The organism is Hymenobacter sp. (assembly GCF_036387835.1).
GTDB lineage: Bacteria > Bacteroidota > Bacteroidia > Cytophagales > Hymenobacteraceae > Hymenobacter.
Genome location: NZ_DASVSY010000111.1, coordinates 73,708 through 87,452, shown reverse-complemented (window position 1 = coordinate 87,452; position 13,745 = coordinate 73,708). Strand labels below are relative to the sequence as shown.

Here is a 13,745-nt window from a genome sequence, read left to right as displayed (position 1 = left end):
CTATAGGTTTTCACTGTCCTCAAATCTACCCCAACCGCCGTTTCAACAAGCCATCGACTACGTCGAACAGCTTGCGCGGCGGATAGGTCCGCCAAGGCATTTCGTCGAGTTGGCCCCCAAAGTTTACGTAGTTGTCGATGTTGTATTGGCGCATTTCCCGGATAACGTGTTCCTGGAAATTGATGGCAGCTATCCAGCCTTCTTCCACATCTTCAAACCATTCCTCGTAGTAATCGTCTTCGGAACCGTGGAAGTTGAACACGTTTTCGCCAATGAGAATGAATTTGCGGATGCCCTCGTGCGTCATCAGGTCCACGATGTTGCGCTTGAGCAGCATGATGTCATTTTCAATGGCGTCGTTCCACTCGCCAATAAATTCGATGATGGCAATGCCTAGCTCATAGTCGACGAACAGGATTTTCAGAAACAGTGTATCCGAGTCGAGGCTGTCCCACTGCGGATGAATATAGTAGCCGTAGATTGTGTTAACGTAGCTGTCGAGGCTATTCTCCGTTTTAAATAGCGGAGAACGAGGGTCTTCGGAAGCAGAATACTGCTCCATCCAAGCGTAGTGAGGTTCGATGGTATGCATGAGAGTTGGAATGTAGCATAGGCTTCGGCTTGTGCCGTGCCGGAGCCGCCCAATCAAAAGGACATTTGCTCCTCTAACTGCACCCAAAGCGTTAGGGTTTCCTCATGGCAGGTCGGCCATTATGCAGCACAGGGCGTAAGCTAAAGCGTATACTACTTCAACTGCCGTGCCGCTATGGCCGCCCGCACCGAGCCATGTTGGCGCAACAACTCCGCCGCCACTTCTTGCTCGATGCTCAACTCCTCCATGAGCATCCGCTCTCCCCGATCCACTAGCTTGGCGTTAGAGAGCTGCATATCTATCATCTTATTGCCCTTCACCCGGCCTAGCCGGACGAACGTGGCGGTGGTCAGCATATTAAGCGCCAGCTTCTGCGCCGTTCCTGCCTTCAGGCGTGTGCTACCGGTTACAAACTCCGGACCCGTTAAAATCTCCACCGGAAACTCAGCTGCTGCGGCCACTGCTGAGCCGGCATTGCAAACGATGCAACCCGTAGCCAAGCCGTGCTTACGGGCTTGTTCGAGGCCGCCGATAACGTAAGGAGTACGACCCGAGGCCGCAATGCCCACCACTATATCTTGGTCGTTGATGTTGTAGGCCTCTAAGTCGCGCCAAGCCTGTTGGGCATCATCTTCGGCATTTTCCACGGCCTTGCGAATGGCCGTATCGCCGCCCGCAATAAGCCCCACCACCACGCCGTGCGGTACGCCAAAGGTAGGCGGGCACTCCGACGCGTCGAGAATGCCAAGCCGGCCACTAGTGCCTGCCCCAATGTAAAAGAGCCGTCCGCCTTTGCCTAAACGCGCTACTGTTGCTTCTACCAGCGCCTCTAGCTGCGGTAGCACTTTGCCTACTGCCTGCGGCACAGTTTGATCCACGCTATTCATGCCAGCTAGCAGCTCATGGGTGGAAAGCGTTTCGAGGTGGTCGAAGTAGGAAGGGCTTTCGGTAGTGCTCATGGGGTAAGAGGATAGGTGAGGGACGAAGAACTAGTACAAAGCAAGGGCAGAGGTTGCAAAAGCCATGAAAAGACAAGCGCAACCCTATCACCTCCTACTAAGCCAACCGTCCGATGACGGAGAATTTGTCGAATACGTTGGAATTGTGCGGCGCATCTTCATCTAGCTCACGGGTTAGGTCCTGGCCGGCCCAATGCTCGTAGTGATTGCCGCGTTGCCAGAGCCGGGAACGAGTAACATCGTAAATCAGCCCTTTGTATGCCACCCAAATTTCGTCACGGTCTTGGCCGTTTCGCAGGGCCAGCTGTGCTCGGCTGAAAGTTGCTAATGGTTGGTTGCTGGCTACCTGATGCTCTGCTGGCTGACTGCCGCTTGCCGGCTGCCGGAGCGACAAGCCCGCTACTGATGCGTCATCTGGCTCGCTGCGCATGTTAGTATCCTGTGGGGTTGAATTCAAGTTTAATTGTTTCATCATCAACTAGAAACCAGCAACCAGAAATTCATCCAAGCAGGGCTTGGGTCAGAAACCAGCGGTTGGGCATGTCGCCTTGGGCTGCGTGAATGTAGTCTTCGTAGCTGCACGGAATGATGCGTTTCACGCTACTATTAGCTAAGCTTTCCACTTCCAGCCACCATTTTTCCGTGAACTTCGATTTGTAGAAAACCAGCTTGCCGGGTGTTTCGTGCGTATCGGGCAAGCCCACGGCGTAGCGAATAAAACGCTTGCTTTGAAAATCGGGTTCGGGGCAGCGGTGGTAGAAACCTTCCACGAAGTACCAGAGCATGGTAGCCAGCGTAGCAGCAGCCAGGCCATGTACATCGTAGTCGGGACGGTAGCCGTAGAGCCCAAACGAGGTAAGCTGGTCGTTGGTGCCGGCGTACCAAGCCAGCTTGGCTGCTTCCTCGTTGGTAAGCCCGAAAGGATTAGCCGGATAATAGCCCGGCGCATCGTTCCAGCGGAGCGCGGCTATGTCGAAACTCACAAAATCGGCGTGGCGCAACAGGGGTTCCGCCTGCCGGATATCGTCGCGAATCTGGCCTAGCCGCAGCCGCTCGAAATGCATCTTCTCCAAAGCCGCCAGCACATCGGGGGCTACCAGGTACTGCTGGTGGGCTAGCTGTGCGAAGCTGAACAGGAAGTTGGGCTCGTGCATGAGCATGCGCCGCAAGTGGCTGTCTTCGGCGCGCGAGCCTACCTGCTCCGCCATGTCCACGCGGGCGTCGATAGTAGCAAAGCTCACAGTGCGGTCCAGCGTTTCGTAGGCCAGAAACTGCCCGTAGTCGAGGTCGTGGGAGCCACCTAGCAGAATGGGCACGGTGCCATGCTCTAGCAGCGCCGCAATTATTTCGCGCAGCCGCTGATACGTGTCATCTAGGGTAAGACCGGGGCGCAGGTTGCCAAGGTCGGCCAGCCGGATAACCCCCGTGCCTCTTTGCAACTGGTAGAAACGCTGACGAACCGCGTCGGCTCCGTGCGCGGGAGGCGTTCCGGCGGCACTTCCACGCCACTCATTCAGCCCAATAAGCGCTATATCAGCAGTTCGCCAATCTGGAAATACGTCCAAAAACGGCGCGACGTAGCCAGCCAGCATACTAGGAGAGGAAGCAGAAGAAACTAGCTCTTCGGAGAGCGGGTCAAAAAAGATAGCCAGATTCATCGAGCGCGGACAGTGCGGACTACGGCAAAGCTACATCAAATGCCGCCACGAGCCGCACTTACCGTACTTACAAGAATTGTAAGCTAGGCATTACGTAAAAAAAGCAGTTATTTAAGGCAGCGGTTCCTAGCCATCAATCCTGTAAACACTCGATACAACAGCTACTTCCGTTTCCTGCCTAACCCACCTCCCGCCCCATTCTATGGACATTCGTCGCACCTTCGATATTATCCCCCACCTTCAGCAGAAGTACAATAAACCGGATTGCTTCGCCTCGAAGGTCAATGGCGAGTGGACGCCAATCAGCACCGACGAGGTTGCTAAACAGGTTGATTTAGTGAGCTTGGGTTTGCATCAGCTTGGCATCGGCAAAAACGATAAGGTGGCTATTATCGCCATGAACCGGCCTGAGTGGATGCTCGCCGATTTTGCCATCGCGCAGCTTGGCGCTACCAGCGTACCCATGTACCCAAGCATCACGGTTGAAGATTACAAGTACATCTTCACGGACGCAGGAGTGAAAGCCGTTTTCGTGTCCGACCAAAAGCTGCTCGACAAAGTACGCGAAGCCACCCAAGGCCTGAGCATCCCGGCCGACAACGTGTTTACTTTCGATAAACTGCCCGGGGCCCGCCACTTTTCAGAGCTGCTGGAGATGGGGAAGAAAGGCAACCCCGCCGACCTGGAGCCCATTAAAGCCGCCGTAGAGCCCGACGATTTGCTAACGCTGATCTACACCAGCGGCACCACGGGCCAGCCGAAAGGAGTAATGCTGACCCACAATAATATTCTTAGCAACTGCCGCAATGTCAAGCGCTTCGTGCCCGTCACGTCTGCCGACAAAGCGTTGAGCTTCTTGCCACTCTGTCACATCTTCGAGCGGATGGTGACTCACCTTTACCTAGTTTATGGGGTGAGCATCTACTATGCCGAGAGCATGGAAGTTATTGCCGACAACCTGCGCGAAGTGAAGCCGCAAATCTTTACCACCGTGCCTCGTCTGCTGGAAAAGGTGTACGACAAGATTGTGGCCAAAGGCCACGAGCTGGATGGCGTCAAGAAAAACCTGTTCTTTTGGGCGCTGGACTTAGGGTTGAAGTACGACACGCAGAAAGACCAAGGCTTCTTCTACAACACGCAGCTGGCTCTGGCCAATAAGCTCATCTTCAACAAATGGCGCGAGGCTTTGGGCGGTAACCTCCGTTGCATTGTAAGCGGAGGCGGCGCTCTGCAACCCCGGTTGGCACGGGTATTTTGGGCCGCGGGCATTCGGGTGATGGAGGGCTACGGCCTCACAGAAACGTCGCCGGTTATTGCCGTAGGCGGCTACGAGCCCGAAAACAACATGATTGGCACGGTAGGCCCCGTCATCGATGACACAGAAGTGAAGATTGCAGAGGACGGGGAAATCCTGACCCGGTCGGAGTCGGTGATGAAGGGCTACTACAACAAGCCCGAACTGACGGCCAAAGAGCTCGATGAGGATGGTTGGTTCCACACCGGCGACATTGGCGAGTTGGTAAACGGCCGGTTCCTCAAAATCACCGACCGTAAAAAAGAAATGTTTAAGACCTCTGGCGGCAAGTACATTGCGCCGCAGGTAATTGAAAGCAAGCTGAAAGAGTCGCCGCTAGTCGAGCAGTGCATGGTAGTAGGCGACGGCCAGAAGTTTCCGTCGGCCCTCCTGATTCCATCTTTCGACGACCTAAAGTCCTGGTGCAAGCGCAACAGTGTAAACTGCGATTGTTCTAACGAAGAACTGGTTAAAAACGAGAAGGTGGTTAAGATGTACGAAGACCTCGTGCACAAGTACAACACTGGATTCGCGCAGTGGGAACAGGTGAAGAAAATAGTATTGCTGCCTAAACTCTGGACTGTTGAAACCGGAGAAATGACGCCTACGCTCAAAGTGAAGCGGAAAATTATTTCCGATAAAAACAAGGACTTGATAGAGAGCCTGTACTATCACCCGGAACATCACTAACCTTAGGAAAACGGAAACGGCCCCGCTCCAATTTGGAGCGGGGCCGTTTCTATGAAATACAGACGGTACCTACCTGCTAAGGCGCGAAACTTTTTTATCGTAACTTAGTATGCAAGCATAACATATTTCTGTATGTTTACCGGACTTCCCACCTACTGATGAAACCCGAAGAAACCGTCGATTACAACATAAAAGTAGCCTGGCACGCCATTTCGCGCATGTACAACACGCAGGCTGCCAAGCACGATATCACTACGAGCATTGGCTTTGTTCTGCTGAACATCGACCAGGAAAACGGCACTCCGGCAACCAAGATTGCGCCCTTGTTAGGTCTCGAAACTCGCTCCCTTACGCGTATTCTGCGCTCCATGGAAGAGAAAGGATTAATCTACAAGCAGGCCGATACCCAAGACAAACGCTCAGTTCGCATTTTCCTAACTGAGGAAGGGTTGCGAGGTAAGGAAATTTCGCGCCAGACGGTGCGCCATTTCAACTTAAAAGTACGTGAGAAAATCCCGCAAAATCAACTAGACATTATGTTCAAGGTGATTGGCCAGATTACTAGCATGATTGAGGGAAAAACGCTCTACGACGATTTTCAGCTAAAGCAGCTGCGTTCCGAGTCGCCGTCAACGTAGCAGGATTAGCCTTCCAGACCGATTCTTAGAATCATCGGGCGTCGTTGCGCTTGCATATACTCTGCATGACGAACAGTTTAAACTAAGGCTAGCAGCCAAAAGCTGGTAGCTAACCGCTTAAAAACCAATTTTCCACCCACTCATTCTCCCCACGAATGAATCGTACCATCAAAAAAGTAGCTGTATTAGGCTCCGGTGTGATGGGCTCGCGCATTGCGTGCCACTTCGCCAACATCGGGGTGCAGGTGCTGCTGCTCGACATTGCCCCCAAAGAGTTGCTGCCAGCAGAAGAAGTTAAAGGTCTGAAGCTGGACAACCCGGCCGTGCGCAACCGCATCGTGAATGCGGCGCTACAAGCGGCTATTGTCAGCAACCCCGCGCCCCTCTACCGCAAAGCCGACGCCAGCCGTATCAAAACCGGCAACTTCGACGACAACCTCAAGGACATTGCGAGCTGCGACTGGACCATTGAAGTGGTAGTAGAGCGCCTCGACATCAAGAAGAGTCTGTTCGAGCGGGTAGAGCAGTTCCGTAAGCCTGGTACGCTCATTACCTCCAACACCAGCGGCATCCCGATTCATATGATGACGGAGGGCCGCTCCGACGATTTCAAGAAATACTTCTGCGGTACCCACTTTTTCAACCCGCCACGCTACCTCAAGCTACTCGAAGTCATCCCGACGCCCGACACCGATCCGGCCATCGCTGATTTCCTGATGCACTATGGTGACTTGTACCTTGGCAAAACCACTGTACTAGCCAAAGACACGCCCGCTTTCATTGCCAACCGCGTCGGCGTATTTGCCATTATGGACGTGGTGCAGGTAATGAGCCAGCTCGGCCTGACGGTAGAGGAAGTCGATAAGCTTAGTGGCCCGGTTATCGGCCACGCCAAGTCGGCTACCTTCCGTACTTCGGATGTGGTGGGCCTGGACACGATGATCAACGTAGCCAACGGACTAGCGCAGAACCTATCCAACGACGAAGCCAAGGACGTGTTTCAGGTGCCGGACTTCATCAAGAAGATGGCCGAGAATAAGTGGCTCGGCGACAAAACCGGCCAGGGCTTCTACAAGAAAGTGCGCGGCGAAGGCGGTAAGTCTGAAATCCAGGCGCTGGACCTAAACACGCTCGAATACAAGCCGAGCGCCAAGGTGAAGTTTGCCACTCTGGAAAGCACCAAGACAATTGAAAAGCTAGCGGACCGCTTCAAAGTGCTGGTAGCCGGCAAAGACAAAGCCGCCGATTTCTACCGCAAGACCTTCGCGGGCCTGTTTGCCTACGTGTCGAATCGAATTCCTGAAATCACCGATTCGCTTTACAAGATTGACGATGCCCTGCGTGCCGGCTTCGGTTGGGAAATGGGCCCGTTTGAAACCTGGGACGCTCTTGGCGTGCAGAAAGGTTTAGAACTGGCGCAGGCGGAAGGCAAAACAGTAGCCCCGTGGGTCGAGGAAATGCTAGGCGCCGGTAATGCCACCTTCTACAAGGTGAACGAGCAAGGCGTAAAGCAGTTTTATGACATACCCTCGAAAGCTTACAAGGCTATTCCAGGTCTCGAAAACTTTATCATCCTCGACAACCAGCGCGCCACTGGCAAAGTGGTGTGGAAAAACTCGGGTGCTTCGGTAATCGACCTCGGCGACGGTATTCTGAATGTAGAGTTCCACTCTAAGATGAATGCATTAGGCTCCGATGTAATTCAGGGCCTGATGAAAGGCGTGGAACTAGCTGAAAAGGACTTCCGCGGCTTGGTGGTTGGCAACGATGCGGTGAACTTCTCTGCTGGCGCCAACTTGGGCCTGGTATACATGTTCGCGCTGGATCAAGACTTCGATGAGCTGAACCTGATGATTGCGCAGTTCCAGCAGGCTATGATGCGGATGCGCTACAGCAGCATCCCGGTAGTAGGCGCTCCGCACGGCCTTGCCCTAGGCGGTGGCTGCGAGCTAAACCTGCACTGCGACCGGGTGGTAGCAGCAGCCGAAACCTATATGGGCCTTGTAGAATTTGGCGTAGGCTTAATTCCGGGCGGTGGTGGCACCAAGGAAATGACCTTGCGCACTGCTGCCAAGTACGAAGAAGGCGAGCCCGAGTACAACCTGCTCCGCAACACCTTCGTGACCATCAGCACAGCTAAAGTTTCAACCTCTGCGGCCGAGGCCTTCGATTTAGGCTTTCTGCGCCGCGGCGACGAGGTAGTGGTAAACGGGAACCGCGTCATTGCGCAAGCCAAAGCTGCCGCCATTGAGCTAGCCGAGGATGGCTACACGCAGCCCACGCAGAAAACCAACATCAAGGTGCAAGGTAAAGGGGCCTTGGGCATGTTCCTGACGGGCGTCCACGCCATGAAGGAAGGCCGCTACATCTCCGACCACGACGTGAAAATTGCCAACAAGCTGGCTTACATCATGTGCGGCGGCGACCTAAGCAGCCCCACCGAAGTATCGGAGCAGTACCTGCTGGACCTGGAACGCGAAGCCTTCTTAAGCCTCTGCGGCGAGCGGAAAACCTTGGAGCGTATCCAGTCGATTCTCACGACCGGTAAGCCCTTGCGGAACTAGCCTCTAGTGGCTTCACCCCTTAGCCCTCTCTCCGAATGAATAGGAGAGGGAAGCTAGCATAAAAACTAAACTAGCTTCTAGTGATGCTCTGGTTGTAAGCCTACAATAGCTTAGCCCGCAGCTAGTTCCCTCTCTCCTTTTCGGGGAGAGAGCTAGGGGATGAGGCCACTAGAGCTAGAAGCTAAAGCTCCCACTTTAAACTCTAAATTGAAATGAACGCATATATCGTAGCCGGTTACCGCACAGCAGTAGGCAAAGCTAACCGCGGCGGTTTCCGCTTCACCCGGCCCGATGACCTTGCGGCCGATGTTATCAAACACTTGGTAGCCTCCGTGCCTGCTCTCGATCCTAGCCGCATCGACGATGTGATGGTGGGCAATGCCGTGCCGGAAGCCGAGCAAGGATTGCAAATGGGCCGCTTAATTTCGTTGTTGGCCCTGCCTACCAACGTGTCGGGCCTTATCGTGAACCGCTATTGCGGCTCCGGCGTGGAAACTATTGCTATGGCTGCCAGCAAAATTTCTGCTGGTATGGCCGATTGCATTGTGGCCGGTGGAACTGAGAGCATGAGCATGGTGCCTACCGTGGGTTGGAAAACGGTGCCCAATTACAAGCTGGCGCAGCAGCACCCCGACTACTACCTCGGCATGGGCCTAACCGCCGAAGCTGTAGCGCAGGACTATAAAATCTCCCGCGATGATCAGGACCAATTTTCCTACAACTCTCACCAGAAGGCCATCAAAGCTATTCAGGAGGGCAAGTTCAAGGAGCAGATTGTGCCTGTCACGGTAGAGGAAACCTACCTCGACCAAACTACCAACAAAAAGAAAACCCGTTCTTACGTAGTCGATACCGACGAAGGCCCACGCGCCGACACATCGGTGGAAGCACTAGGCAAACTAAAGCCCGTATTCGCGGCCAACGGTACCGTAACGGCTGGTAACTCTTCGCAGACTTCTGATGGTGCAGCCTTCGTGCTGGTGATGTCGGAGCGCATGGTGAAGGAGCTGAACCTGGAGCCTATTGCTCGTATGATAACCTACGCCACTGAGGGTATCGACCCGCGCATCATGGGTATGGGTCCAATCAAGGCAGTGCCGAAGGCGCTCAAGCAAGCCGGCATGAAGCTCGACGATATCGACCTGTTCGAGTTGAACGAGGCGTTTGCTTCGCAGTCCATTGCAGTGGTGCGCGAGCTAGGCATTGACGAGAGCAAGTTGAACGTGAACGGCGGTGCTATTGCCCTTGGCCACCCACTCGGCTGCTCGGGTGCCAAGCTTAGCATTCAGTTGTTCCATGAACTGCGCCAGCGCGGCAAGAAGTACGGCATGGTCACGGCCTGCGTCGGTGGTGGCCAAGGCGTAGCCGGCATCTATGAGTTGCTGAAGTAACACCAAGCCAACGCTTGGCAGGACACCTTACTTTATGAAAAAGCGGTTGCGTAAAAAGAAGCACCTCTGCGAGTTCAAACAGTTCGGCTGGTACGTAGAGTATGAGTTGTCTGAAAGAAGCGAGGAAGAGGAATTCTGGGATTTAATGCTGGATGAAATCGACTCTATTGGCCTAGAAGTAGGAGGTGCCACGACTTCCTTTTTCACGACACCGCGCAAAGGAGCTTCGCTGGAACAGACGTATGAGAAGCGGCAGCAGTTACACAGTTGGCTTCAGCAGCAGCCCGGCATAACTGGTGTAACCAGCTCACCCCTCACGGATGCTTGGTACGGCCCGTTTCAGAACTAGCCTGAAAAGAAAACCCCGAACAAACGGGGTTTTCTTTTCGTTAAATACTCGGCAAGCATAACATATTTTTGTATATTTCGCTACTATAGCCAGAAGGACACGTCTGGCCAAAAATACTCGGCAAGCCGAACACCTTGCCGCTTCTTTCGACTTCAATCAAACCTCTCACAACAATTCTCACTTTAGTCATGGAAGTTACCAACAAGCTTGTGAAAGGCGGCGAGTTCATCATCAAAGAGACCGACGCCCAAGACATATTCACGCCCGCCGATTTCACGGAAGAGCAAAACATGATGCACCAGACGGCCCTGGACTTCGTGGAAAAGGAGGTTCAGCCTCTTCTCGAGCGCCTCGATAACCATGAAGAGGGCCTCATGCGTGGCCTGATGGAAAAAGCTGGTCAGCTTGGCTTGTTCGGGGTAAGCATGCCCGAGCGGTTCGGCGGTCTGGATATGGACTTCACGACTTCCCTGCGCGTGACGGAAGGGGTAGGCGGTGGCCACTCGTTCCCGGTTGCTTTCGCGGCGCACACGGGTATTGCTATGCTGCCCATCCTTTACTTCGGCAACGATGAGCAGAAGAACAAGTACCTGCCCGGCCTAACCAACGGCGAGCTAATGGGTGCTTACTGCCTCACCGAGCCCGGCTCCGGTTCCGACGCGCTAGGTGCTAAAACCAAGGCTATTCCTACCGAAGACGGCGAGTTTTACGTGCTCAACGGCCAGAAAATGTGGATCACCAACGGCGGCTTCGCCGACGTATTCATCGTATTCGCGCAGGTAGATGGCGACAAGTTCACCGGCTTCATTGTAGAGCGCAACACGCCGGGACTAAGTCTCGGCAACGAAGAGCACAAGATGGGCATTAAGGGTTCTTCAACCCGCCAGGTGTTTCTTTCTGATGTGAAAGTGCCGAAGTCTGCCGTACTAGGCGAGATTGGCAAAGGCCACCTCATTGCGTTCAATATTCTCAACATCGGCCGTATCAAGCTGGCGGCGGCTTGCTTGGGCGCTTCTAAGATGGCGGCCACGCTGAGCGTGAAGTATGCCAACGAGCGGGTGCAGTTCAAGCTGCCCATCGCCAAGTTCGGCGCTATCAAGCACAAGCTGGCGCAGCAGGCTATCCGCATTTATGCGGTTGAGTCGGCTATCTACCGCGCCGGTATGGACATTGCCCGCATGGAGCAGGAGCTACTCAGCAAAGGCCAGAGCCACAACGAGGCTTTGCTAGGTGCCGCCCGCGAGTTTGCCGTGGAGTGCGCCGTGCTGAAAGTAGAAGGCTCGGAAGTGCTTGACTACGTAGTAGACGAAGGCGTGCAAGTGTACGGCGGTTACGGCTTCTCGGCCGACTACCCCATGGACCGCGCTTATCGGGATTCGCGCATCAACCGCATCTTCGAGGGTACCAACGAAATCAACCGCATGCTGGCCGTCGACATGATCCTGAAGAAGGGTCTGAAAGGCGAGCTTGACCTGATGGGTCCGGCACAAGCGGTACAGCAGGAACTGATGGCTATTCCAGACATGAACCTGGAAGAGGAAACCGGCCTGTTCGCTACCGAGAAAAAGACTATTGCCAAGCTGAAGAAAGCCATCCTGATGATAGCTGGCACAGCCGTGCAGAAGTACATGAACTCGCTGGCCAAAGAGCAGGAAGTATTAATGAACATTGCCGACATGGCCATCAAAGTCTACACAGCGGAGAGCACCTTGCTCCGCGTGGAAAAGGAAGCCGGCATCAAAGGCGAAGAAGCACTGTCGACGCAAATTGACATTGCCCGCGTGTACCTCTACGACACGGTGGACATGGTGAACAAGTTCGGCAAAGACGCTATTGCTACTATGACCGAAGGCGACGAGCAGCGCCTGCTAGCCATGGGCCTGAAGCGCTTCACCAAAGCCGACCTCTACAACGCCAAAGAAGCTCGCCGCCGCATCGCCGACGTGCTGATTGCAGCCAACGAGTACGCCTACTAAAGCACCGTTGCAGACAAGTTTTAAGAACTACGCAGCATAGACTGCGTAGTGAGGCCGATAAAGCCGCTCCTGTCATGGGGGCGGCTTTGTTGTTTGTGGTGGCAACGGATTGCTGTGCTATGCGTTTGCCAAACACACTCCACTCCAAACTCCTACAAACTATGGCCAACGAACAGGTACAGGGCAAGGACTTCTACGAGAGCGTGCTGCGGTTCTACGACCACGCCGCCAGCTTCTCGAAGCTAGACCCTGGTATTCTCGCCCAGATACGCGTTTGCAACAGCATCTATAAAGTGAACTTCCCGGTGGAAGTGGATGGGCATGTGCAAGTATTTGAAGGAATCCGTGTGCAGCACAGTCACCATAAGCTGCCCAGCAAGGGTGGTATTCGCTACAGCGTGTATGTAGATGAGGAAGAGGTGATGGCGCTGGCCACGCTCATGACCTTTAAGTGTGCGTTAGTAGATGTTCCGTTTGGTGGAGCCAAAGGAGGCGTAAAAATCAACCCCCGCACTAGCTCTGAGCAGCTACTAGAGCGGGTGACGCGTCGTTACGCTAGTGAGCTAATCAAGAAAAACCTAATTGGGCCGGGTACGGATGTGCCCGCTCCCGATTACGGCACTGGCAGCCGGGAAATGGCTTGGATTGCCGACACCTACCTCACCTTTAAATACGGTGACACCAACGCTTTGGGATGCGTAACTGGTAAGCCAGTAGGGCAGGGAGGCATCCGCGGCCGTACCGAGGCTACCGGCCTCGGGGTGTTCTACGGGCTGCGCGAGTTGCTGGTGGATCAGCCAATGCTAGATAAGATAGGGTTAAGTAGCGGCATTGCGGGTAAGCGCATTATTGTGCAAGGCCTCGGCAACGTGGGGTACTACGCCGCACATTTTTGCCAAGCGGCCGGCGCCACCATCACGGGCATTGCCGAGCGGGAAGGCGGCATCTTCAACCCGAAGGGGTTGGATGTGGCCGCTGTACTTAAGCATCGGCAAGATACAGGAGCTATTTGTGAATTTGAAGGCGCACAAGATGTAGCTGACTCCCTAGACCTGCTCGAATACGAGTGCGACGTGCTCTTACCTGCCGCTCTGGAAAACCAGATTCACGAAGGCAACGCGGCCAATATCAAAGCTAAAATCATTGCTGAAGGCGCCAACGGCCCCACGACGCAAGCCGCCGAAAAGATCTTGTTGGAGCGCGGCATCGTTATTCTTCCTGACCTTTACCTCAACGCGGGTGGCGTGACAGTATCCTACTTTGAGTGGTTGAAGAACCTATCCAACGTGCGGTTTGGCCGCATGGGCAAACGGGCCGAGGAAGCGGCTATGAAGCGCTTGGTGGAAACCATAGAGCGGACCACTGGCAAAACTATCACGCCTCAAGAACGGGAGTTGATTGTACACGGAGCCGATGAAATCGACCTTGTTCATTCGGGCCTGGAAGACACCATGATTACCGCTTACCACGCTATTCGGCGGGTAATGGATGAAGTGGAAGGCATTACTGATCTGCGGACAGCTGCCTTCTACAATGCCATCGAGAAGATAGGCGTGAGCTACCAGTCGTTGGGCATTTTCCCATAGCCAATTTGGTTTTCGAACCACGCCAAAGCGCCACTCCTGGCTTCAGGA

The 13,745-nt window shown here is 54.2% G+C and carries 11 protein-coding genes; 7 read left to right on the top strand and 4 right to left on the bottom strand.

The genetic code is table 11. The annotated features are described in order from the left end of the window. Positions 1-25: 25 nt before the first annotated feature. The 4 genes from VF639_RS21895 to VF639_RS21880 form a co-directional block, all read right to left on the bottom strand. Positions 26-592: a hypothetical protein gene (locus VF639_RS21895; RefSeq protein ID WP_331148080.1), complete on the bottom strand. Its 567-nt coding sequence runs from the start codon at positions 590-592 to the stop codon at positions 26-28. A gap of 152 nt (positions 593-744) precedes the next feature. Then, the gene (gene murQ / locus VF639_RS21890; RefSeq protein WP_331148079.1) at positions 745-1,551 is read right to left on the bottom strand and encodes an N-acetylmuramic acid 6-phosphate etherase; all 807 of its coding nucleotides are present in this window, start codon (positions 1,549-1,551) and stop codon (positions 745-747) included. Positions 1,552-1,648: 97 nt separating this feature from the next. Further along, a complete protein-coding gene (locus tag VF639_RS21885) occupies positions 1,649-1,855 on the bottom strand; it encodes a cytochrome b5 domain-containing protein (RefSeq protein WP_331148153.1) in 207 nt (68 codons plus the stop codon). Between the two features lie 196 nt (positions 1,856-2,051). Next, positions 2,052-3,209 (bottom strand): formimidoylglutamase, encoded by a 1,158-nt coding sequence (locus VF639_RS21880; protein ID WP_331148078.1) that lies wholly within the window; start codon positions 3,207-3,209, stop codon positions 2,052-2,054. Positions 3,210-3,411: 202 nt separating this feature from the next. On the opposite strand from VF639_RS21880, the gene VF639_RS21875 reads away from it, so the two are divergent. The 7 genes from VF639_RS21875 (at position 3,412) to VF639_RS21845 (ending at position 13,697) form a co-directional block, all read left to right on the top strand. Next, a complete protein-coding gene (locus tag VF639_RS21875) occupies positions 3,412-5,193 on the top strand; it encodes an AMP-dependent synthetase/ligase (RefSeq protein ID WP_331148077.1) in 1,782 nt (593 codons plus the stop codon). Between the two features lie 158 nt (positions 5,194-5,351). Next, positions 5,352-5,831: a MarR family winged helix-turn-helix transcriptional regulator gene (locus VF639_RS21870; protein ID WP_331148076.1), complete on the top strand. Its 480-nt coding sequence runs from the start codon at positions 5,352-5,354 to the stop codon at positions 5,829-5,831. A 155-nt stretch (positions 5,832-5,986) separates the two neighbouring features. Beyond that, positions 5,987-8,395 carry a 3-hydroxyacyl-CoA dehydrogenase/enoyl-CoA hydratase family protein gene (locus VF639_RS21865; protein ID WP_331148075.1) on the top strand — a complete coding sequence of 803 codons (2,409 nt, stop codon included), beginning with the start codon at positions 5,987-5,989 and terminating at the stop codon, positions 8,393-8,395. Between the two features lie 212 nt (positions 8,396-8,607). After that, positions 8,608-9,786 carry an acetyl-CoA C-acyltransferase gene (locus VF639_RS21860; protein WP_331148074.1) on the top strand — a complete coding sequence of 393 codons (1,179 nt, stop codon included), beginning with the start codon at positions 8,608-8,610 and terminating at the stop codon, positions 9,784-9,786. A gap of 34 nt (positions 9,787-9,820) precedes the next feature. After that, positions 9,821-10,135, top strand: a complete 315-nt coding sequence (locus VF639_RS21855) for a 50S ribosome-binding protein YggL (RefSeq protein WP_331148073.1) — start codon at positions 9,821-9,823, stop codon at positions 10,133-10,135. Positions 10,136-10,323: 188 nt separating this feature from the next. Further along, positions 10,324-12,111, top strand: a complete 1,788-nt coding sequence (locus tag VF639_RS21850; protein ID WP_331148072.1) for an acyl-CoA dehydrogenase family protein — start codon at positions 10,324-10,326, stop codon at positions 12,109-12,111. Between the two features lie 161 nt (positions 12,112-12,272). Next, positions 12,273-13,697 (top strand): Glu/Leu/Phe/Val family dehydrogenase, encoded by a 1,425-nt coding sequence (locus VF639_RS21845; protein ID WP_331148071.1) that lies wholly within the window; start codon positions 12,273-12,275, stop codon positions 13,695-13,697. Positions 13,698-13,745: the final 48 nt, after the last annotated feature.

Excerpts from the sequence above, each read along its gene's own strand:
- VF639_RS21895 (WP_331148080.1), bottom strand. The coding sequence starts at position 592 with ATGCATACCATCGAACCTCACTACGCTTGGATGGAGCAGTATTCTGCT.
- murQ (WP_331148079.1), bottom strand. The coding sequence starts at position 1,551 with ATGAGCACTACCGAAAGCCCTTCCTACTTCGACCACCTCGAAACGCTT.
- VF639_RS21880 (WP_331148078.1), bottom strand. The coding sequence starts at position 3,209 with ATGAATCTGGCTATCTTTTTTGACCCGCTCTCCGAAGAGCTAGTTTCT.
- VF639_RS21875 (WP_331148077.1), top strand. The coding sequence starts at position 3,412 with ATGGACATTCGTCGCACCTTCGATATTATCCCCCACCTTCAGCAGAAG.
- VF639_RS21870 (WP_331148076.1), top strand. The coding sequence starts at position 5,352 with ATGAAACCCGAAGAAACCGTCGATTACAACATAAAAGTAGCCTGGCAC.
- VF639_RS21865 (WP_331148075.1), top strand. The coding sequence starts at position 5,987 with ATGAATCGTACCATCAAAAAAGTAGCTGTATTAGGCTCCGGTGTGATG.
- VF639_RS21860 (WP_331148074.1), top strand. The coding sequence starts at position 8,608 with ATGAACGCATATATCGTAGCCGGTTACCGCACAGCAGTAGGCAAAGCT.
- VF639_RS21855 (WP_331148073.1), top strand. The coding sequence starts at position 9,821 with ATGAAAAAGCGGTTGCGTAAAAAGAAGCACCTCTGCGAGTTCAAACAG.
- VF639_RS21850 (WP_331148072.1), top strand. The coding sequence starts at position 10,324 with ATGGAAGTTACCAACAAGCTTGTGAAAGGCGGCGAGTTCATCATCAAA.
- VF639_RS21845 (WP_331148071.1), top strand. The coding sequence starts at position 12,273 with ATGGCCAACGAACAGGTACAGGGCAAGGACTTCTACGAGAGCGTGCTG.